16 protein-coding genes and 4 tRNA genes are annotated in these 20,134 nt (G+C 62.5%); 17 read left to right on the top strand and 3 right to left on the bottom strand.

The features are described 5' to 3' along the window. Positions 1 to 58 precede the first annotated feature (58 nt). The 10 genes from lon (at position 59) to QF092_RS03385 (ending at position 7,499) form a co-directional block, all read left to right on the top strand. Positions 59 to 2,467 (top strand): endopeptidase La, encoded by a 2,409-nt coding sequence (lon, locus tag QF092_RS03340; protein ID WP_281467632.1) that lies wholly within the window; start codon positions 59 to 61, stop codon positions 2,465 to 2,467. Between the two features lie 172 nt (positions 2,468 to 2,639). Next, entirely contained in the window at positions 2,640 to 3,092 is a 453-nt protein-coding gene (locus QF092_RS03345; protein WP_281467634.1) for an HU family DNA-binding protein, read from the top strand. 13 nt (positions 3,093 to 3,105) lie between these two features. Then, positions 3,106 to 3,180: transfer RNA gene (locus QF092_RS03350), tRNA-Val, on the top strand. A gap of 115 nt (positions 3,181 to 3,295) precedes the next feature. Beyond that, positions 3,296 to 3,371 (top strand) — tRNA-Val (locus QF092_RS03355). Between the two features lie 63 nt (positions 3,372 to 3,434). After that, positions 3,435 to 4,439 carry a phosphotransferase gene (locus QF092_RS03360; protein ID WP_281467636.1) on the top strand — a complete coding sequence of 335 codons (1,005 nt, stop codon included), beginning with the start codon at positions 3,435 to 3,437 and terminating at the stop codon, positions 4,437 to 4,439. Next, entirely contained in the window at positions 4,436 to 5,758 is a 1,323-nt protein-coding gene (locus QF092_RS03365) for an aspartate aminotransferase family protein (protein WP_281467638.1), read from the top strand. The genes QF092_RS03360 and QF092_RS03365 overlap by 4 nt, the downstream gene beginning before the upstream one ends. Positions 5,759 to 5,853: 95 nt before the next feature. Next, positions 5,854 to 6,786 carry a pirin family protein gene (locus QF092_RS03370; protein ID WP_281467639.1) on the top strand — a complete coding sequence of 311 codons (933 nt, stop codon included), beginning with the start codon at positions 5,854 to 5,856 and terminating at the stop codon, positions 6,784 to 6,786. 249 nt (positions 6,787 to 7,035) lie between these two features. After that, positions 7,036 to 7,112 (top strand) — tRNA-Asp (locus QF092_RS03375). Positions 7,113 to 7,139: 27 nt separating this feature from the next. After that, positions 7,140 to 7,216: transfer RNA gene (locus QF092_RS03380), tRNA-Asp, on the top strand. Positions 7,217 to 7,277: 61 nt separating this feature from the next. After that, positions 7,278 to 7,499 carry an RND transporter gene (locus tag QF092_RS03385; protein ID WP_281467641.1) on the top strand — a complete coding sequence of 74 codons (222 nt, stop codon included), beginning with the start codon at positions 7,278 to 7,280 and terminating at the stop codon, positions 7,497 to 7,499. 147 nt (positions 7,500 to 7,646) lie between these two features. On the opposite strand, the gene QF092_RS03390 is transcribed toward QF092_RS03385, so the two are convergent. Further along, the gene (locus tag QF092_RS03390) at positions 7,647 to 8,090 is read right to left on the bottom strand and encodes a GNAT family N-acetyltransferase (RefSeq protein WP_281467643.1); all 444 of its coding nucleotides are present in this window, start codon (positions 8,088 to 8,090) and stop codon (positions 7,647 to 7,649) included. Beyond that, entirely contained in the window at positions 8,087 to 9,460 is a 1,374-nt protein-coding gene (locus tag QF092_RS03395) for a M20/M25/M40 family metallo-hydrolase (RefSeq protein ID WP_281467646.1), read from the bottom strand. Before QF092_RS03395 ends, QF092_RS03390 begins: the two co-directional genes overlap by 4 nt. Before the next feature lie 124 nt (positions 9,461 to 9,584). Between QF092_RS03395 and QF092_RS03400 the strand changes: the two genes are divergently transcribed. From QF092_RS03400 to ispG, 4 genes are all read left to right on the top strand, one after another. Continuing rightward, the gene (locus tag QF092_RS03400; RefSeq protein WP_281467647.1) at positions 9,585 to 10,139 is read left to right on the top strand and encodes a 5-aminolevulic acid synthase; all 555 of its coding nucleotides are present in this window, start codon (positions 9,585 to 9,587) and stop codon (positions 10,137 to 10,139) included. Between the two features lie 189 nt (positions 10,140 to 10,328). Next, entirely contained in the window at positions 10,329 to 11,552 is a 1,224-nt protein-coding gene (gene hemA / locus QF092_RS03405) for a 5-aminolevulinate synthase (protein WP_281467649.1), read from the top strand. 114 nt (positions 11,553 to 11,666) lie between these two features. After that, complete coding sequence (locus QF092_RS03410; protein WP_281467651.1) at positions 11,667 to 12,911, top strand: helix-turn-helix domain-containing protein; 1,245 nt, start codon at positions 11,667 to 11,669, stop codon at positions 12,909 to 12,911. A gap of 112 nt (positions 12,912 to 13,023) precedes the next feature. Then, a complete protein-coding gene (ispG, locus tag QF092_RS03415) occupies positions 13,024 to 14,154 on the top strand; it encodes a flavodoxin-dependent (E)-4-hydroxy-3-methylbut-2-enyl-diphosphate synthase (protein WP_281467653.1) in 1,131 nt (376 codons plus the stop codon). A gap of 12 nt (positions 14,155 to 14,166) precedes the next feature. On the opposite strand, the gene QF092_RS03420 is transcribed toward ispG, so the two are convergent. Next, complete coding sequence (locus QF092_RS03420) at positions 14,167 to 14,910, bottom strand: DsbA family protein (RefSeq protein ID WP_281467655.1); 744 nt, start codon at positions 14,908 to 14,910, stop codon at positions 14,167 to 14,169. Positions 14,911 to 14,999: 89 nt separating this feature from the next. Between QF092_RS03420 and QF092_RS03425 the strand changes: the two genes are divergently transcribed. The 3 genes from QF092_RS03425 to QF092_RS03435 all read left to right on the top strand — a co-directional run bounded on the left by QF092_RS03425 (position 15,000) and on the right by QF092_RS03435 (position 20,093). Continuing rightward, on the top strand, positions 15,000 to 16,154 hold the full coding sequence (locus QF092_RS03425) for a pyridoxal phosphate-dependent aminotransferase (protein WP_281467657.1): 1,155 nt from the start codon (positions 15,000 to 15,002) through the stop codon (positions 16,152 to 16,154). Between the two features lie 54 nt (positions 16,155 to 16,208). Then, on the top strand, positions 16,209 to 17,429 hold the full coding sequence (locus QF092_RS03430) for an N-acetylmuramoyl-L-alanine amidase family protein (RefSeq protein ID WP_281467659.1): 1,221 nt from the start codon (positions 16,209 to 16,211) through the stop codon (positions 17,427 to 17,429). Positions 17,430 to 17,543: 114 nt separating this feature from the next. Continuing rightward, positions 17,544 to 20,093 carry a penicillin-binding protein 1A gene (locus QF092_RS03435; RefSeq protein ID WP_281467661.1) on the top strand — a complete coding sequence of 850 codons (2,550 nt, stop codon included), beginning with the start codon at positions 17,544 to 17,546 and terminating at the stop codon, positions 20,091 to 20,093. Positions 20,094 to 20,134: the final 41 nt, after the last annotated feature.

The following is a 20,134-nucleotide window of genomic DNA, read 5'->3' on the forward strand; positions in this document are numbered from 1 at the left end:
AAGGCCGCGCGCTGCCGATGACCGGGGCCAGTGCCTTCCTGCCAGACAAGGAAAGATAATGAGCGATACTCTCTCCCCCAGCTATCCGGTGCTTCCGCTCCGCGATATCGTGGTCTTCCCGCATATGATCGTGCCGCTTTTTGTCGGGCGTGAAAAATCCGTGCGGGCTCTGGAAGAGGTTATGGCCGATGACAAGCAGATCCTGCTGTCGTCGCAGATAGACCCTTCTGTTGATGACCCCGGCACCGATGCCATCTACCGCGTCGGCGTCCTTGCCAATGTGTTGCAACTTCTGAAACTGCCCGACGGAACGGTTAAGGTTCTGGTCGAAGGCAAAAACCGCGTCCGGATCACAGAGTTCCTGTCGAACGAACGCTTTTTTGAGGCGCGCACGGCGCCTCTGACCGAAACCCCCGGCGACCCGTCCTCGGTCGAGGCGCTGATCCGTGCGGTGGGCGAGGAATTCGAACGCTACGCCAAGATCAAGAAGAACATCCCCGAAGAGGCGCTTGCCGCCGTGGCCGAAACGCGCGAATCCGCGCGGCTGGCTGATCTTGTCGCGGGTCATTTGGGTGTGGATGTCGGCCAGAAACAGGACATTCTGGAAACGCTTGACGTGGCCGAACGCCTCGAAAAGGTCTATGGCCATATGCAGGGCGAAATGTCGGTCCTGCAGGTCGAGAAGAAGATCAAATCCCGCGTCAAGACCCAGATGGAAAAGACGCAGCGGGAATATTACCTCAATGAACAAATGAAGGCGATCCAGCGCGAGTTGGGCGATGGCGAAGACGGCCAGAACGAAATCGCTGAACTCGAAGAGCGTATCCGCAAGACGGCCTTCTCGAAAGAGGCCCGGGAAAAGGCAGAAGCAGAGCTGAAAAAGCTCAAGTCCATGTCGCCCATGTCGGCTGAGGCCACCGTGGTGCGCAACTACCTCGATTGGCTCTTGGGTGTGCCGTGGGGCGTGAAGTCGCGTGTGAAGAAGGACCTCTTCAAGGCGCAGGCCGTTTTGGACAAGGACCATTACGGACTGGAAAAGGTCAAGGAACGCATCGTCGAATACCTTGCTGTGCAAGCCCGGTCCACCAAGCTGCGCGGGCCCATCCTCTGCCTTGTCGGCCCTCCGGGCGTCGGCAAGACCTCGCTTGGTCGTTCTGTGGCCAAGGCCACGGGGCGGGAATTCATCCGCATCTCGCTGGGCGGTGTGCGGGACGAATCCGAAATCCGGGGCCACCGCCGCACCTATATCGGTTCTATGCCCGGAAAGATCATCCAGGCGCTGAAGAAGGCCAAGACCACCAACCCGCTTATCCTGCTGGATGAGATCGACAAGATGGGTCAGGACTTCCGCGGTGACCCGGCCAGCGCGATGCTTGAGGTGCTGGACCCCGAACAGAACGCGACCTTCGTGGACCACTATCTTGAAGTGGAATATGACCTGTCGAACGTGATGTTCATCACTACGGCGAACTCCTACAACATGCCGGGCCCCCTGCTGGACCGGATGGAGATCATTTCGCTTGCGGGCTATACCGAGGATGAAAAACGCGAGATCGCCAAGCAGCACCTGATCCCGAAGCAGATCGAAGGACACGGCCTGCGCAAGGGCGAATTCAAGGTGACCGACACGGCGCTGACCGAAGTCATCCGCACCTACACCCGTGAGGCAGGGGTGCGGAACCTTGAACGCGAAATTGCGAAACTGGCCCGGAAGGCGGTGACCGAGATCGTCAAGAAACAGGGCAAGGCCGTCGAGGTCACGCCCGAAAAGCTTGAAGATTATCTGGGCGTAAAGCGTTTCCGCTATGGTTTGGCCGAGAAGGAAGATCAGGTCGGCGTCGTCACGGGCCTTGCATGGACTTCGGTCGGCGGTGACCTTCTGTCGATCGAGGCGCTCAAACTCCCCGGCAAGGGGCGGATGAAAACCACCGGCAAGCTTGGCGATGTGATGAAGGAATCAATCGAGGCGGCGGCATCCTATGTCCGCTCCATCAGCCCCGAATTGGGGGTGAAACCGCCGAAATTTGAAACCATCGACATCCATGTCCACGTGCCGGAAGGGGCCACCCCCAAGGACGGGCCTTCGGCGGGTCTGGCGATGGTCACCTCCATCGTGTCGGTCCTGACGGGCATTCCGGTGCGCAAGGATATCGCCATGACGGGCGAGGTCACCTTGCGTGGCAATGCGTTGGCCATCGGTGGGCTGAAGGAGAAACTGCTCGCCGCGCTGCGGGGTGGGATCAAGACGGTGCTGATCCCGGAAGAGAACGCCAAGGATCTTCCCGAAATCCCGGAAAATGTGCGCGAAGGGCTCACCATCATTCCGGTCAGCCATGTCAAAGAGGTGTTGCACCACGCCCTTGTCCGTGCCCCCGAACCGGTGGAATGGGACGAGGCCGCAGAAGAGGCGGCGGCAGCGGCGGCCAAGGCCGCAGCCGATGCCGCGCCTTCGCAGGTCGCACACTGATCCCGTAGGATGGGCGATACCGCCCGTCTTGCACGATAAAGCGAAGGGCGGGCCGCAAGGCCCGCCCTTTTCGCACACTCTCCAATCGTCACTGTGGCATTGCCCGCCCATCCCGGCTAACCTGATCCAACCGGCGGCAGGCGCCGGCTATTCCAGCAGGGCAGTTCCGTTCATGGCCACCAGTATCGCCAAGAAGAAATCCTCCACCCCGAAATCCCCCACAGCCAAACCAACCGTGAAGGCAATCATTTCGGCCCCCAAAGTGGCGGTCCCCGACATGCCTTCGCTTGTCGCCGAGGCCTCGGTCGAGGCCGTCGAAGCTGAACCCAAATCCGCAGCGCCTCAGTTGAAGAAGAAAGACTTGATCGCCCGTGTCGTTGCCGCAATGGACGGCAAGAAGAAAGGGCAGGTGAAGGAGATCGTCGAGGCCACCCTTGCCGCCTTGGGCGAAGCGCTGGCCAATGGCGAATCCCTCAACCTTCCCCCCTTTGGACGCGCCCGCATCGCGCGGCAAAAAGGCGAAGGAAAGACGTCTTCCATGACCGTCAAACTGCGCGGCGCAGGCGAGAAAAATGCATCCAAAGGCCCGAAACAGGCCCTTGCAGAGGCAGGCGAAGACGACTAAACACCCCGCCATTGGGCGATTAGCTCAGCGGTAGAGCGCTTCGTTCACATCGAAGATGTCAGCGGTTCAAATCCGTTATCGCCCACCATCGTTTTCCGGCAAAAGGCGTCGCGCAAGCGACGCCTTTTCGCTTTGCGTCTGGACAGGGGGCTGCCTTTTCCCTTGCCGCCCCTGCTGCCTTTCGGCTAAAGCCCTGTCCGCACGGGTGGTTAGCTCAGTTGGTAGAGCGTCTCGCTTACACCGAGAATGTCGGGGGTTCGAGTCCCTCACCACCCACCATCCACCCCTTTCCTTTTCCCCCACGGCCGGTTGATACTGCCGCGACTTCGCGCAGGCAGATTGATGACCGACACCGCCCTTGGCCCGCTTCTCGACAGCCCCCCGCCCGTGATGGATGTGGCTGATGTGGCGGCGCTTTTGTTGCGGCATTGGGACCTGACCGGGGCGCTTTCACCGCTGACTTCGGAACGCGACCTGAACCATCGCCTTGACGCGCCGCATGGCCGTTTCGTGGTCAAGATCGGAAACCGCGCCGAAGACCCTGCCGTGACGCGCATGCAAACCCGCGCCCTCCGCCATGCCGCCGCTGCCGACCCTTCGCTGCCCATCCCACGCGTAGTGGCGACGGGGCAAGGGGCGGATGACATCCGCCTGCCCGGGGGCGAGGTGATGCGCGTTCTGACTTGGCTGGACGGCGCGCCGCTCGCAGGCCTTCCATACAGCCCCGCGCAGGCCGTGGGCGTCGCCCGGTTAGGCGCAGGGCTGGCCCGCGCACTGCGTGGCTTCACAGACCCCGCCGCTGACCACATCCTTCAATGGGACATTCGTCACGCCCTGCGCCTGCGCCCGCTGCTGCCGCATGTGGCCGATCTGCGTCTTCGTGGTCTTTGTAGCCGCACGCTTGACGCCTTTGAGGCGCGGGTGATCCCTGCCTTACCCCATCTGCCATGGCAGGTGATCCATGGCGACCTTAATCCGCATAACCTTTTGGGTGATCCTTCTGCTCCGGATCAGGTAACCGGCATCCTTGATTTTGGCGATATGGTCCGCACCCCTCGCCTTTGCGATGCTGCCATCGCCGCCGCCTATCAGATCGACGCTGACCGTGCCGAGGAAAGCCTTGCCGCCTTCAGCGAAGCATGGGCCGAAATCGACCCCTTCACCGATCAAGAGGCCACGCTCTTGCCCCTGATGGTTGCGTCGCGGATGGTAACGACACTGGCCATCACGGCCTTTCGTGCCGCCCGCTATCCCGAAAACGCTGCCTATATCCTACGCAACGCACCCTCTGCCACGGTGGGGCTGGTGGCGCTTGCCCCTCTGCTTGAACTGGACACCCAGACATGACCCGCGATCCCGGAACATCCGACCCGATGCCCAATGCCTTTGTCCCCGGTCAGGGTGCCTTGGGGCCGGTGGAAACTGCCATGGTCGCCCGCCGTCAAAGCCTCCTTGGGCCCGCGTATCGGTTGTTTTACGAAACCCCCGTCCATCTGGTGCGGGGGCAGGGGGTCTGGCTCTATGATCCCGATGGGAATGCCTATTTGGACACCTATAACAACGTGGCCAGCGTGGGCCATGCCCATCCCCGCGTGGTGTCCGCGATGGCGGAACAGGCTGCGACACTCGCGACCCATACCCGCTATCTGCATGACGGAGTGCTGGCCTATGCAGAGCGACTGCTTGGGCATTTCCCGGCGCCCCTGACGCATGTGATGTTCACCTGCACAGGGTCCGAGGCGAATGATCTGGCCCTGCGCATCGCCCGTGCGGCCACTGGAGGTACCGGGGTGATCGTCACGGCAAACGCCTATCATGGGGTTACGGCCAGCGTGGCCGAATGCTCCCCCTCATTGGGGCGCGGCGTGCCACTTGGCCCCCATGTCCGGGCGATCCCCGCACCAAATCCCCATGCCGCCGATCCCGCTGCCACCTTCGCTGCCGATGTGCAGGCCGCCATTGACGATCTTCAACGCCACGGCATCAAACCCGCCCTCCTGATGGTGGACACGGTCTTTTCCTCTGACGGGCTTTTCACCGACCCCACCACGGTCCTTGCCCCCGCCGCCGCCGCCATTCGTTCCGCTGGTGGGCTTTTCCTTGCCGATGAGGTGCAGCCCGGCTTTGGGCGCATGGGCGCGGCTATGTGGGGTTTTCAGAGGCATGGCGTCCTGCCCGATATGGTGAGCTTGGGCAAACCCATGGGCAATGGCTACCCCGTCGCGGGGCTTGTCCTGCAACCACCCGTCATCGCCGAATTCGGGCGGGCGGCGCGCTATTTCAACACCTTCGGCGGCAATGCCGTCGCTGCCGCCACGGCTATGGCCGTGCTGTCGGTGATCGAGGACGAAGGCCTTATGCAGAACGCCGCCCAGACCGGGGCCATGTTCCGTAAAGGACTTGAGGCACTGGCAAAAGACTACGCCGCCCTTGGCGATATCCGCGGCGCGGGTCTCTTCCTCGCTGCTGATATCGTGACCGATGGCCAGCCCGACCGCGCCCGCGCCGCGCTTCTCGTGAATGCCCTTCGCGAGGAACGCATCCTCATTTCCGCCACCGGGGCTGAGGGCAACACGCTCAAGATCCGCCCCCCTCTTGTCTTTTCGGAAGACAACGCGGCGTTTTTCCTTGATCGCCTCTCCAAGATCCTGAACCGCGGCCTTTGACCTGTGCCGCACTGCACAGACCCCGCGCGCCACCAAGGGGTGACGCAGCGGCGCACAGTACCTATCCTTGAGGCCTGCAAAGCCCGGAGGCCGCAATGAGCTGGAACCCCGCCCTCGACCCCACCATCCCGATTGGCGACGCCGTCGATGCGATCGAGGCTGTCATCGTCCCGCGCGCCCGCGATTTGGGCGGGTTTGAGGTGCGCCGTGCGCTGCCATCGGTCGAGCGGCAAATGGTCGGCCCGTTTATCTTCTTCGATCAGATGGGTCCGGCTGAATTTCTGACAGGGCAGGGGATCGACGTTCGCCCCCACCCGCATATCGGGCTGGCCACGGTCACCTATCTTTTGAAGGGCCGCATGCATCACCGTGACAGCCTTGGCACCGATCAATGGATCGAGCCGGGGGCGGTGAACCTGATGATGGCAGGCCATGGCATCACCCACTCCGAACGCACGGATGGTGAGATGCGCACGAGGCCCCATGCCATGTTTGGCCTGCAAACATGGCTGGCCTTACCGCAAAAGAACGAAGATGACCCGGCGGCCTTCCTGCATGCGCCTGCCGCGCTGTTGCCAGAGCTTGAGGGCGAAGGAAAACAGGTGCGCCTGATCCTTGGCCATGCATGGGGGGAACGGGTGCCGGTGGATACGCCTTCGGAAGTATTTTATGCAGATGCCACCCTTGCGCCCGGCGCGGCGCTCCCGTTGCCGGACGATCACGAAGATCGCGGGATCTATATTCTGTCGGGAGAGGTGACGGTGGGGGGACAGACCTTCCCCGCAGGGCAAATGCTGGTCTTCCGGCCGGGTGACCGAGTCTCGGTCAAGGCGGGCGCTGAGGGGGCGCGGATCATGCTTTTGGGTGGGGCCACGATGGATGGACCGCGCCATATTTGGTGGAACTTCGTCGCCTCAAGCAAGGAACGGATCGAGGCTGCGAAAGAGGCGTGGCGCGCCGGCGACTGGGCGCATGGGCGTTTCCGCCTGCCACCGGGGGATGACGCGGAATTCATTCCGGCGCCGTAAGCGGTTTCTGACGCAGAAACCGCAACGGAATTTGACACAAATTCCGTATGTTAGGCGTGGCGATCTGGCAGGTCTGAGACGGGAAGCCTCCTGCGTTTCCGGCCGTTTTTTGCGTACAAAAATCGCTGCGAAATCTGCGCCAGATTTCGGTTCCCGCACTTCACCCTGAAATTTCCCCAATCCTCGCTTGACGCCGCCCGCGCCCTTCCGTAATACCCCCACACGTTCGGGAAGCCGGGCGGTGGACACGCGGTTGTAGCTCAGTCGGTTAGAGTACCGGCCTGTCACGCCGGGGGTCGCGGGTTCGAGCCCCGTCAACCGCGCCACCGCCCGCTTCCCCGAATGTGACCAGCGCGGTTGTAGCTCAGTCGGTTAGAGTACCGGCCTGTCACGCCGGGGGTCGCGGGTTCGAGCCCCGTCAACCGCGCCACTTCACCACAGATGCAAGAAGATGAATGCGTGTTACGCCCATCGCAAAGATGAGGTGTTCCATGCAATGGCTTGACCAAGTTCCCTTTTCCGTCGCGCTTCTGGCGGCGTTGACGCTTGGCCTCGCGCCGTTTTTTCCCGAACCGCATATCTGGGAAAAGCTGAAGATGCTGGCCGGTGGCACGCTGAGCCGTCCGATTGATATCTTTGACCTTGCCCTGCATGCCTTGCCATGGGCGATCCTGCTGGCCAAGCTGGCGCGGATGGCCCTGGCGCGCAGCTAGGGCCGTGCGGCGGATTAATCCTGCGCCTTTTCAAGGATTTGGCCGATAACGCCTGTGCCCTGTTTTGTGCCGGGTTTTGTGCAGCAAACTGTGGGCACGCAGCGCACGCTGCTGTCACGTTAACCTTAACGGGGGATGAAGGGCGGATCAGAGTTTCATGCGATAGCGGACATGCCCATCCGTCTTGACGAAACGATCATAGAGCCGCCGCGCCACCACGTTTTCCTCATCCGTATGCCAGTAGAGTCGCTGCCAGCCATTCGCCTTGGCGATCTTGATCAGATCGTTCAGCAGGCGCTTGCCGATCTTCTTTCCCCGCGCCTCGGGCGCGAGGTAAAGGTCTTCAAGATAGCAGTCATCCCCGATCACCCAGGTTGAGGGGTGGTGCAGGTGGATGGCAAATCCCACCATCTGCCCTGCGTCGAAGGCCAGCCGCGCCTTGACGGGCGAGGCTGGGTCCATCAGTCGCGCCCATGTGGCATTGGTGACTTCGGGGGCCAGCGTCACCTCGTAGAAGGCAAGGTATTGGTCCCACAGCTTGCGCCATCCCGCCTCATCGGCAGGCCCGGCATCCCGGATCACAATGGTCATGCCAGCCTCGCCAAGACGCGCGCCCAAGACCGGATTCCCTTGTGGAAGCAGTCGAGGTCGTATTTTTCGTTCGGGCTGTGGATTTGGTCATCATCCCGGCCAAAGCCGATCAGCATCGCGTCCATTCCCAGCACGGTCTTGAAATAGCCGGCAATCGGAATCGATCCGCCCGATCCCACAAAGGCTGCGGACCGCCCCCATTCGTCGGTCAGGGCCTGCCGTGCCGCCTCGAATGCCGGATCGTCGATTTCCATAACGGATGCGGGCGAGCCTTCGATGCCGTCATGCCAGATGATCTCGCAATCCCCAGGGATTTGCGCCTCGGCCCAGGCGCGGAAGGATTTCAGCACTTTTTCCGGGTCCTGTTTTGAAACCAAGCGGAAGCTGACCTTGGCATGCGCCTCACCCGGCAGGACGGTTTTGAAGCCCGCGCCGGTATAGCCGCCCCAGATGCCATTCACCTCGGCCGTGGGGCGGGACCAGATCATCTCAAGCGGCGTACGGTCCACCTCGCCCGCAGGCAGGGAAAGGCCGACATCGCCGAGATATTTGCCATGGTCGAAGGCCAAGGCCTGCCACTGGCTGCGCAGCGCATCGGGCAGTTCGGCCACATCGTCATAAAAGCCGGGCACCTGCACGCGGCCCTGGTCATCATGCAGGCCCGACAAGAGGCGCGTCAGGACATGAATCGGGTTCCGTGCCAGCCCGCCATACATGCCGGAATGCAGGTCGCGCGATGCGGCGCGGATGGTGAATTCCGCCTTGCACAGGCCCCGTAGCATGGTGGTGATCGCGGGCACCGCGTCTTCGAACAGCCCCGTGTCGCAAATCAGCGCAAGGTCGGCGCGCAACTCATCTGCGTTTTCCTCCATGAAGGGGATCAGGGAAGGGGAACCCGATTCCTCTTCGCCCTCTAGAAAGATCGTGAGTTTGCAGGGCAGGGTGCCATGCACCGCTTTCCAGGCCCGGCAGGCCTCAAGGAAGGTCATAAGCTGGCCCTTGTCATCCGACGATCCGCGCGCCCGGATGACCTTGCCCTTGGCGGTATCCTCGATCGCCGGATCAAAGGGATCGCGTGCCCAAAGCTCCAAGGGATCGACGGGTTGCACGTCGTAATGGCCGTAAAACAGAAGATGCCGCCCTCCGGTCCCGCCATGCGCCACCACCATCGGATGGCCCGGCGTGGGGCGGCTTGCGGCGTCAAAGCCCAAGCTGCGCAGGTCTTCCACCAACCAATCCGCGGCCTTGGCGCAATCGCCCTTATAGGCCGGATCGGTGGAGATGGAGGGGATGCGCAACACCTCCATCAACCGATCCAGCGACGCAGGCAGATCGGCATCTATCCGGGCCAATACGGCGTCAAGGCTCATCGGTCTGTCTCCTCATTGTGATGCGCGCGCCGACCCTATCAGCACTTCTGCCCCTGTCCAGACCCGCCCGTCCGCGCTAGAACACCTCCCCGAAGCGCCGTTCCTTTCAGGGGAGTCACATCTTATGTTCCGCCCGGTTGCCGTTGCCAGCCTTGCCGCCCTCTCTCTGTCTGCGCCGGTTTCGGCGCAAACCGTTACGGGGGATGATGCGATGGCCCTGCTTTACGTGCCGAAGGTGGCAGAGGTGGTCATCACCGAAGGCGCGCTGCCGAAGGATGAGGCGAAGATGCTGGCCATGGTGGCCAAGGATCAACCTTATTACGCGGCGATTGCGATATCGCCCGATGAAGGTCTGATGTCCGAGGCGACTATGGCCGCCGCCAATCATCATACCGTCGAAGCGGCCAGTGGGATCGCGCTGGCGCAATGCAATGCAAAGAAAAAGGGTGCGGCAGATTGCGTGATCGTGGCGACTGTCCGGCCCGAAGGATGGGAGGCGCGGCCTTTGCAGCTGTCCTCCTCGGCGACCGAGGATTTCGTTGCGAATCAAGGGGCTGCGCTTGCACTTTCGGCCGCAACGGGGGCCTGGGGCATTGGGGCGTCACCCGATGAGGCGCTGGCTGCCTGTGCCGCCAAGCAAGAGGCCGCGACCGATTGCACGGTTGCCATCACGCAATGACTGCGGCATCACGGCCCAAGACCGCCCCTTAAACCGGGCGGTAATTGATGCATATCAAGGTCGGCAATAGACTTTCGTCCGAGAATTCGGCGGACTTTTGCCGGAACATGTTTCCTCGTCTGATCCGTATAGATCGGGTGGGGCACAGGCGCACTGACGACGGCGGAAGGACGCCGGATAGGAGACGCGATGAATTACGAAGCTGCGCTGGATGCCAGCCTGCAACGACTGCATGACGAAGGCCGCTACCGGACCTTTATCGATATCGTGCGCAAGCAGGGCCATTTCCCGCAGGCGGTTTGGCGTCGTCCCGACGGGTCGGAGCGCGATATCACCGTGTGGTGCGGCAATGACTACCTTGGCATGGGCCAGCACCCCGAAGTTCTGGCCGCGATGCATGAGGCGTTGGATGCCACCGGCGCTGGGTCGGGGGGCACGCGCAACATTTCGGGCACCACGATCTATCACAAGCGGCTGGAGTCCGAGCTTGCCGATCTGCATGGCAAAGAGGCGGCGCTGGTCTTTTCCTCGGCCTATATCGCCAATGATGCCACGCTTTCCACGCTGCGCACGCTGTTTCCTGGGCTGATCATCTATTCCGACGCGCTGAACCACGCCTCGATGATCGAAGGGGTGCGGCGCGGGGGCGGGGCCAAGCGCATCTTCCGCCACAATGACGTGGCGCATCTGCGGGAATTGCTGGCAGGCGACGATCCGGCGGCGCCCAAGTTGATTGCCTTTGAATCGATCTATTCGATGGATGGCGATTTTGGCCCGATCAAAGAGATTTGCGATCTGGCGGATGAGTTCAACGCGCTGACCTATATCGACGAGGTGCATGCCGTGGGCATGTATGGCCCGCGCGGGGCGGGGGTGGCCGAGCGTGATGGTCAGATGCATCGCATCGACATCATCAACGCGACCTTGGCCAAGGCCTATGGCGTCTTCGGCGGCTATATCGCGGCGAGCGCGAAGATGGTGGATGCGATCCGGTCCTATGCGCCGGGCTTCATCTTTACCACCTCGCTGCCGCCCAGCGTGGCGGCGGGGGCGGCGGCTTCGGTGCGCGTTCTGAAAACCGCGCAGCATCTGCGCGATGCCCAGCAGCTGCATGCCCGTATCCTGAAGATGCGGTTGAAGGGGTTGGGCCTGCCGATCATCGACCATGGCAGCCATATCGTGCCCGTCCATGTCGGCGATCCGGTGCATTGCAAGATGCTGTCGGACATGCTGCTGGACCAGTATGGTATCTATGTCCAGCCTATCAATTTTCCGACAGTGCCGCGCGGCACGGAACGCCTGCGCTTTACCCCTTCGCCCGTTCATGATCCCAAACAGATCGACCATCTGGTGAAGGCGATGGATGCGCTTTGGCGGCAATGTGCGCTGAATCGTGCCGAGGTTTCCGCGTAACCCTTTCTGCACATGCAGAATCGCTTGCTCCGTGTTAAGTTATCCTCAATAGGAAGAAACATGAGTCGCGCGTTTTGCGGCTTGGGGATTCGGGGCAGTGATGGGGCAGTTTGCATGATCGGGCGGAGGTCGAAGCCTTCGACGCCAGAGGTCGACAAGCCCAAGGGTTTTGACGATTTCGAACTGCGACTCGGCGACCTCATGCGTGGGGAACGCGCCACGCTGGGCAAATCCCTGCTGGATGTGCAGCGCGAACTGAAGATCAAGGCCACCTATATCGCCGCCATCGAAAATGCCGATGTGTCGGCCTTTGAAACCCAAGGTTTCGTTGCCGGATACGTTCGGTCCTATGCGCGTTACCTTGGCATGGACCCGGATTGGGCCTTCCAGAAATTCTGCCATGAGGCGAATTTCACCGTCGCCCACGGCATGAGTGCGGCGGCCTCTTCGGCCACGATTACGGCCAAGCGCAGCAGCCTTGATTTTGGCGATCCGCTGGCCAATCCCAACGCCAGCTTCGTGCCGCGCGGTGAGACGCTGTTTGCGCGGATCGAACCGGGGGCCGTGGGATCTGTCATGGTGCTTGCCGCGCTGATTGGCGCGATCGGCTATGGCGGCTGGTCCGTGCTTCAGGAAGTGCAGCGCGTGCAGCTTGCCCCCGTGGATCGCGCCCCCGCCGTGGTGGCCGAGATCGATCCGCTTGCCGGTGTCCAGCCGGTTGCCCCGCTTGTGGCGCAGGCCCCGGCCGTGGCTGGTACGGACGCGGTAGACGGCGCGATGGCAGAGGCCGATACATCGGCCCGCCCCGATTTGATGGATCGGCTTTATCGCCCGCAGGCGCTTGATGTGCCGGTGATGGTGTCGCGCGACGGTCCGATTGCGGCCATCGACCCACGGGAAACCGGAACGCTTGCCACGCCCGGCGCGGCGGCCATCGCTTCGGCCGTGGATGATGCACTGGCGGTTGCTTTGGATAGCGGCGTGCAGGTGCTTGCGGATGCGGCACCGCAGCTTGAGGTGCTTGCCGTCCGTCCGTCTTGGGTGCGGGTGCAATCCGCCGATGGCACGGTGTTGTTCGAAAAGATTCTGGATGCGGGCGAACGCTATGTCGTGCCGCAGCTGGAAGAGCCGCCTGTGTTGCGTGCAGGCAATTCCGGATCCGTGTACTTCGCTGTGAACGGGCAGACCTATGGCCCTGCGGCACCGGGTGCGTCTGTTGTGAAGAATGTGGCCTTGTCGGCTGAGTCTCTGTCGCAGACCTTTGCCCTGGCCGATCTTTCCGAAGATACGGATCTTGCGAAATTCGTGAATGTCGCAGAGGCCACGACGGCGGTTGACCCCACGCAGGCCGTGGACTGACTGTAAGCTTTTCCTTACAATCTGATGCCAGAAGCGCGGGGCAAGCTTGCCCCGTCTGCGCCTTGCGCCTATGTCTCGGCCAAGGCCGCGCCCAGAAACAGGATCGTTTTCCATGTCGCTGAACCATGTCCGCCCTTGGCGCAACATCTATCGCCGCAAATCGCGCCAGATCAGGGTCGGCAAGGTGCTGGTGGGGGGCGACGCCCCGATCAGCGTGCAGACGATGACCAATACGCTGACCACTGATGTTGCAGCGACCATCGAACAGATCCAGCGCGCAGCGATTGCTGGGGCGGATATCGTGCGCGTTTCGACCCCGGATGAGGAAAGCACGCGGGCCTTGCGCGAGATTGTGGCCGAAAGCCCGGTTCCGATCGTGGCGGATATCCATTTCCACTACAAACGTGCGATCGAGGCCGCCGAGGCGGGGGCCGCCTGTCTGCGCATCAATCCCGGAAATATCGGCGATGCGCGCCGGGTGAAGGAAGTGGTCAAGGCCGCGAAGGACCATGGCTGTTCCATCCGCATCGGGGTGAATGCGGGAAGTCTGGAAAAGCATCTTCTGGATAAATATGGCGAACCCTGCCCGGATGCGATGGTGGAATCCGGGATGGATCATATCAAGCTGTTGCAGGACAACGATTTTCACGAATTCAAGATCAGCGTGAAGGCGTCCGACGTCTTCCTAGCCGCCGCCGCCTATCAGCAATTGGCCGAGGCGACGGATGCCCCCATCCATCTTGGCATCACCGAGGCCGGGGGCCTGATGTCGGGGACGGTGAAATCGGCCATCGGTCTTGGCAACCTTTTGTGGATGGGGATTGGCGATACGATCCGCGTGTCGCTGTCGGCCGATCCGGTGGAAGAGGTGAAGGTCGGGTTCGAGATTCTGAAATCCCTCGGCCTGCGGCATCGGGGTGTCACCATCATCTCTTGCCCGTCTTGTGCGCGGCAGGGGTTTGACGTGATCAAGACGGTGGCGGCGCTGGAGGATCGGTTGGCCCATGTGACCACGTCGCTGTCGCTGTCGATCATCGGCTGCGTGGTGAATGGTCCGGGTGAGGCGCTGATGACCGATATCGGGTTCACGGGCGGCGGGGCGGGGTCGGGCATGGTCTATCTGGCCGGAAAGCAAAGCCATAAGATGACCAACGATCAGATGATCGATCACATCGTTGAATTGGTGGAAAAAAAGGCGGCCGAGATTGAGGCCGCCGAAAAGGCCACCGAAGCGGCCGAATAGGGGAGGGGGCGATCAGCCCTCTTGCGCGGCGCGCTGTTCGGCCACGATCTGCTGCATCCCTTCCAGCGGCACATAGCCCCGCACCATCGTGCCGCCCACGACGAAGGTGGGCGTGCCGCTGATGTCCATGGTCTGTGCCAGACGGTGGTTGTCTTCGATGACCTTCGTCACCTCGGCCGTTTGCATCCGTTCGAGGATCGGTTGCGCCTCTAGCCCCAAGTCTTCGGCCACGCGCACCAGCGCCTCGGGCGTGGTGTCGGACCGCAGGGACAACAGCGCGTCATGCGCCTTTTTGTAGGCTTCGCCGCCATGCAGTTGCAGCACGGCGATGGCAAAGCGCGATGAGAGCACCGACTGTTCGCCAAGGATCGGGAATTCCTTCAGGACAAAGCGGATATTGCCGTCGATCTCGACCAGATCATCCACCTCTTGCCAGGCCTTGCGGCAATAGCCGCAGCGGTAATCGATGAATTCCACCACTGTGATATCGCCATCGGGGTTCCCGCCCACCCATGACGCCGGATCGTTGAAGATCGCCGCCGATTGTTCGGCCAGCATGGCTTTGTCCCGCTCTGCCTCGGCGAGTTGCTGGCGCATTTCCAACTCGTTCATCGCCTCGATCAGAACTTCGGGGTTTTCCAGAAGATAGGCCCGCACCTCGGCCCGGAATGCCTCACGCTCGGCCGCGGTCATTTCGGCGGCGGCGGGAAGGGCTGTGGCGAGGGCGAGGGCGGTTCCGGCAAGAAGGCGGCGCATGGACGGCTCCGTTGATGGCCATGACGGCATTGGCTTGACCTCCGTTGCCAGAGGCGACAGAGCATGGGCGACACCTTAAGGGGGCGGGTATGCGGAATTCAAGGCGTGGGCAGGTCGATCCCTTCATCGTGATGGATGTGGTCGAGGCCGCGCGCAAGTTGGAGGCGGCGGGGCGGTCCATCATCCATATGGAGGTGGGCCAACCCGGCACCCCGGCCCCGGCCCTTGCGCGCAAGGCGCTGGCGCGGGCGATGGAAGGGGATGCGCTTGGCTATACCGTCGCGCTTGGGTTGCCTGAGCTGCGGGCGGGGATCGCGGGGCTTTATCGTCGCTGGTATGGCGTTGATCTGAACCCCGATCGGGTCATCGTGACTGCCGGCTCCTCTGGCGCTTTCGTTCTGGCCTTCACGGCGCTTTTTGATGCGGGGGATCGTGTGGGTCTGGGGGAACCCGGCTATCCCAGCTATCGCCAAATCCTGCGCGCGCTGTCCTTGGAACCTGTTGGGCTACCCACGGCGGAAGCGAACCGCCTGCAACCCGTTCCCGCCGATCTGGAGGGGCATGATTTGCAAGGCTTGATCGTGGCATCGCCGGGCAACCCATCGGGCACCATGCTGTCACGGACCCATCTGGCGGCCCTGATGCAGGCTTCCGCTGCCCGTGACATCGCCTTCATTTCGGACGAGATTTATCACGGGCTGCATTATGGCGACCCCGCCACTTCCGCGCTGGAGGTGTCGGATGAGGTCTATGTGATCAACTCTTTCTCCAAATACTTTTCGATGACGGGCTGGCGGATCGGCTGGATGGTGGTGCCAGAGGCGCATATCCGCACGGTGGAACGGCTGGCGCAGAACCTGTTCATCTGCCCACCCCATGCCAGCCAGATCGCCGCCCTTGCCGCCCTTGACGCGACAGAGGAGTTGGAGGCGAACCGCACGGCCTATGCCGAAAACCGCCGCCTGATGTTGGAAGGCCTGCCCAAGGCCGGCTTCACCCGCATCGCGCCACCCGATGGGGCGTTCTACATCTATGCCGATGTGTCGGACCTGACCGAAGACAGCCTCGCCTTTGCCGCCGAACTGTTGCAGGAGGCGGGCGTCGCCGTGACGCCGGGCCTTGACTTCGATCCCCATCGCGGGCGGCGGACCTTGCGCTTTTCCTATGCCCGCGCCACGGCCGATATCACCGAAGGCCTGCGTCGCTTGCAGGCCTATATGGCCACCCGGCCCACCAAAGGGTGAGTTTACAAGCCCGGCTCAACCCGTGATATTCCCCCTGCTCAGTGAGGAGGGGTGATGCGCGCGTTTCTGGTGGCCTTGGTCATGCTGGTTTCTGCCGTTTTCGGCCCCGCCTCGGCGCAAGACCTTTCTGCGCTGGCCCGGCTAGATGTCGCTGCCTCGCAGATCCAGGATGAGGGCGAGGCCGTCACCATAACCCTCGCGCTAAGCCAACCTGTGCCGTGGCGTCTGCGCTTTGCCGATGATCCCCGCCGCCTGATCCTTGATTTCCGTGAGGTGGATTGGACAGGGATCGGCGAGATGCAGCAAAGCAGCATCCGGGTGGAAGGTCTGCGCGCGGGCAGCTTTCGCGCGGGCTGGTCGCGGCTTGTGCTGCAATTGTCTGCCCCCTTGACGGTGGCCAGTGCTGCCATGGAAACCGATACGGAGGCGGGCGCGCAGGCCAAGGTGCGGCTTCGCCTGATCCCCTCGACCCCTGCCGATTTTGCGGCGCAGGCGCGGCAACCTGAACCGCCCGAATGGGCGCTGCCAGAGCCTGCCGCCCTTCCGCCGCCCCTTGGGCGTGGGAATGGCCCGCTGACGGTGGTCCTTGATCCCGGTCATGGCGGCATCGACCCCGGTGCGGAACGGGACGGCCATACCGAGGCGGAATTGATGCTGACTTTCGCGCGGGAATTGAAGGAACTTCTGGTCCGCGATGGCGGGTTCAATGTGGTGATGACGCGGGATGAGGATGTCTTCGTGCCGCTGGAAACCCGCATCTCCATCGCCCGCGCCGCCAATGCGCATGTGTTCCTGTCGCTGCATGCCGATGCCTTGGCCGAGGGTGAGGCCGTGGGGGCCACGGTCTATACGCTTGCCGAAGAGGCCAGCGACGAGGCCGCCCGCGCCTTGGCCGAACGGCATGACCGCGATGATCTTTTGTCAGGCATCGACCTGACAGAGCAGGATGATCTTGTGGCAACCGTGCTGATGGATATGGCCCGCACGGAAACCCGCCCCCGGACGGACCGCTTGGCCCTGAAACTGCGCGAGTCGATTGCAGGGTCCGGCCTGAAGATGCACCGCCATCCGATCCAATCGGCGGGGTTTTCGGTCCTGAAATCGCCCGATATCCCTTCGATTTTGCTGGAACTGGGATTTCTGTCGTCAGCGTCTGATCTGGAACGACTGATCGATCCCGACTGGCGCGCGACGATGGCGCTGGCCATACGCGATGCCTTGCACGCTTGGGCGGCCGAGGATGCCGCCATCGCCGATCTGCGCCGGGCCGAGTGACGCCCCGTTTCCCGGCGGTTCTGCGCGGATTGCCACCGCGTTCACGCCATCGTTTTGACCTTGCCCCCTTGGGCCGTGTATAAAGCCGGGTATTCCATTGGGCAGGGCAGGCGCGTGCTTCGTTTTATCGGCAGTTTCTTCGGCGGTATCTTTACCGCGGTCACGCTGGGCGTTCTGTTCGGCGCCCTGACCATTGGCGCGATTTTCTACATGTATTCCCGCGACCTGCCGAGCCATGAGAGCCTTGCCCAATACACGCCCCCGACGATCAGCCGCATCTATTCCGGCGAAGGCAAGATCATCGATGAATTCGCGCAGGAGCGCCGTCTTTTCGTTCCGATCGAGGATATTCCCGATCTTGTGAAACATGCCTTCATCGCGGCGGAGGACAAGAATTTCTACGCCCATCACGGCTATGACGTCACCGGCATGGCGGCGGCTTTTCGGGACGCGATCCTGACGCGCGGGCAAGAGCTGCGCGGGGCCTCGACCATCACGCAGCAGGTGATGAAGAACTTCCTGCTGTCGGGTGACCGGACGGGGGAACGCAAGATCAAGGAGATCATCCTTGCCACCCGGCTTGAGGAAACGCTGTCCAAGGACAAGATCCTTGAGCTTTACCTGAACGAGATTTTCCTTGGCCAGAACAGCTATGGCGTGGCGGCGGCTGCCCAGACCTATTTCAACAAGCCGCTGTCGGCCCTGACGGCGGGAGAGGCGGCCTATCTGGCCACCTTGCCCAAGGCCCCGTCGGAAATGCACCCCGTCCGCAACAAGGACCGCGCGATGGAGCGGCGGTCTTATGTGCTGAACCGCATGGCGGAGGATGGCTATATCACGCGCGCCGAAGCGCGGGCCGAGGCGGAAACGCCGCTTCTGACCGTGCAGAACGGCGACTTTGCCGCCTTCCGCGAGGCGCTACCGCCGCGCAGCTATTTCACCGACGAGATTCGGCGGCAATTGTCTTCGACCTTCGGTGAGGCAGAGTTCTTCGGCGGCGGTCTGTCGATCCGTGCCACGGTTGACCCCGAATTGCAGGCCGTGGCGGCCAAAGCCCTGCGGGATGGGTTGGAACGCTATGACCGTGGCTTGGGCATCTGGCGCGGGACGGGCAAGACGATCCCGGCAGAGGGCCTGTCGGATTGGCGCAGCGCCTTGGCCGATGTGGACGTGCCGCGCGATATCGCGACATGGTCCCCGGCGGTGGTGCTGCAGGTGGGCGATAATGACGCCCGCATCGGCATTGAAGGTGTGGAAGACGATGCCGATGGCCATTGGATTCCCGCCGAAGATGTGACTTGGGCGCGCAAGCGCAATGCCGATGGCTCGCTTGGCCCCAAGGCGCGGCGGGCGGGCGATCTGGTTGAGGTGGGGGATGTGGTGCTGGTGCGCCCCGTCACGTCGGACAGCGATGGCAGCTTTGTGCGCTGGTCGCTGCGGCAGGTGCCGGAGGTGCAGGGCGGGTTCATGGCGATGGACGTCTTCACCGGCCGTGTCATCGCGATGCAGGGCGGCTTTTCCTATCAGGACTCGGTCTTCAACCGCGCCACGCAGGCGACCCGGCAGCCCGGTTCCAGCTTCAAGCCCTTTGTCTATGCCGCCGCCCTTGATGGCGGGTTTACCCCCGGCACGATCGTCGTCGACGCCCCGATTGAGGTGGAGACGGCGCAGGGCCTTTGGACGCCGAAGAACGCGTCGAACAAATTCTACGGCCCGACCCCGGTGCGCACGGGGATCGAGCAGTCGCGGAACCTGATGACGGTGCGGATCGCGCAGGAAATCGGGATGGAGACGGTTGCGCGCTATGCCGAACGCTTTGGCGTCTATGATCCGATGCGGCCCTTCCTTGCCAATTCGCTGGGCGCGCAGGAAACCACGCTGTTCAAGATGGTGGCCGCCTATGCGATGTTCGCGAATGGTGGTGAGCGGGTGGAACCCACGCTGGTTGACCGGGTGCAGGATCGGTTTGGCCGCACCATCTATCGCCATGACCAGCGCGATTGCATCGATTGCCGCCTTGCCAGCCTTGATCCCGGCGCGGGTGTCACGATCCGGTCGCAGCGCGAGCGGGTGATGGATGCGATCACGGCCTATCAGCTGACCTCGATGATGGAGGGCGTGGTCACGCGCGGGACGGCGGCGCGTGCCGTCAACCTGCCCGTGCCTGTGGCGGGCAAGACCGGCACCACCAATGATGCCAAGGATGTCTGGTTCATCGGCTATACCTCAAACATCGTGGCGGGCTGCTATATGGGCTTTGACCAGCCGCGCAGCCTTGGGTCCGGGGCATCGGGCGGCGGTATGTGCGCGCCCGTGTTCCAAGAATTCATGCAGCAAGCCGTGGCCAAATTCGGCGGCACGGAATTCCGCGTCCCCGAAGGCGGGCGCTGGGTGAAGATCGACCGCTTCACCGGCGCGATGCTGCCCAATGATGCTTCGGGCGCCAATGTGCAGGTGGAATATTTCCGCGAGGGCGTAGATGGGATCATCGGTCTGGACATGATGGTGGATGGCGGCTTTGCCATGGGGTCGAACCTGCCGCTGTTCGCCTATGGGGAAACCGATGGTGGCGGCGAAACCACCGTCACCACATCAACAGGCGAAACCGCCATCCTGCCGGAAAAGGCCGATTTCGGCACGCTCAGTTCCGGCGGCCTTTATTAGTGGCGGGGCAGGGCGCGGACCCGCGCCCGCACCCTTGCCCG

This window comes from Fuscovulum ytuae (assembly GCF_029953595.1).
Classification (GTDB): domain Bacteria; phylum Pseudomonadota; class Alphaproteobacteria; order Rhodobacterales; family Rhodobacteraceae; genus Paragemmobacter; species Paragemmobacter ytuae.

Excerpts from the sequence above, each read along its gene's own strand:
- ispG (WP_281467653.1), top strand. The coding sequence starts at position 13,024 with ATGTCGCTGAACCATGTCCGCCCTTGGCGCAACATCTATCGCCGCAAA.
- lon (WP_281467632.1), top strand. The coding sequence starts at position 59 with ATGAGCGATACTCTCTCCCCCAGCTATCCGGTGCTTCCGCTCCGCGAT.
- QF092_RS03345 (WP_281467634.1), top strand. The coding sequence starts at position 2,640 with ATGGCCACCAGTATCGCCAAGAAGAAATCCTCCACCCCGAAATCCCCC.
- QF092_RS03400 (WP_281467647.1), top strand. The coding sequence starts at position 9,585 with ATGTTCCGCCCGGTTGCCGTTGCCAGCCTTGCCGCCCTCTCTCTGTCT.
- QF092_RS03395 (WP_281467646.1), bottom strand. The coding sequence starts at position 9,460 with ATGAGCCTTGACGCCGTATTGGCCCGGATAGATGCCGATCTGCCTGCG.
- QF092_RS03420 (WP_281467655.1), bottom strand. The coding sequence starts at position 14,910 with ATGCGCCGCCTTCTTGCCGGAACCGCCCTCGCCCTCGCCACAGCCCTT.
- hemA (WP_281467649.1), top strand. The coding sequence starts at position 10,329 with ATGAATTACGAAGCTGCGCTGGATGCCAGCCTGCAACGACTGCATGAC.
- QF092_RS03430 (WP_281467659.1), top strand. The coding sequence starts at position 16,209 with ATGCGCGCGTTTCTGGTGGCCTTGGTCATGCTGGTTTCTGCCGTTTTC.
- QF092_RS03370 (WP_281467639.1), top strand. The coding sequence starts at position 5,854 with ATGAGCTGGAACCCCGCCCTCGACCCCACCATCCCGATTGGCGACGCC.
- QF092_RS03385 (WP_281467641.1), top strand. The coding sequence starts at position 7,278 with ATGCAATGGCTTGACCAAGTTCCCTTTTCCGTCGCGCTTCTGGCGGCG.
- QF092_RS03390 (WP_281467643.1), bottom strand. The coding sequence starts at position 8,090 with ATGACCATTGTGATCCGGGATGCCGGGCCTGCCGATGAGGCGGGATGG.
- QF092_RS03365 (WP_281467638.1), top strand. The coding sequence starts at position 4,436 with ATGACCCGCGATCCCGGAACATCCGACCCGATGCCCAATGCCTTTGTC.
- QF092_RS03425 (WP_281467657.1), top strand. The coding sequence starts at position 15,000 with ATGCGGAATTCAAGGCGTGGGCAGGTCGATCCCTTCATCGTGATGGAT.
- QF092_RS03360 (WP_281467636.1), top strand. The coding sequence starts at position 3,435 with ATGACCGACACCGCCCTTGGCCCGCTTCTCGACAGCCCCCCGCCCGTG.
- QF092_RS03410 (WP_281467651.1), top strand. The coding sequence starts at position 11,667 with ATGATCGGGCGGAGGTCGAAGCCTTCGACGCCAGAGGTCGACAAGCCC.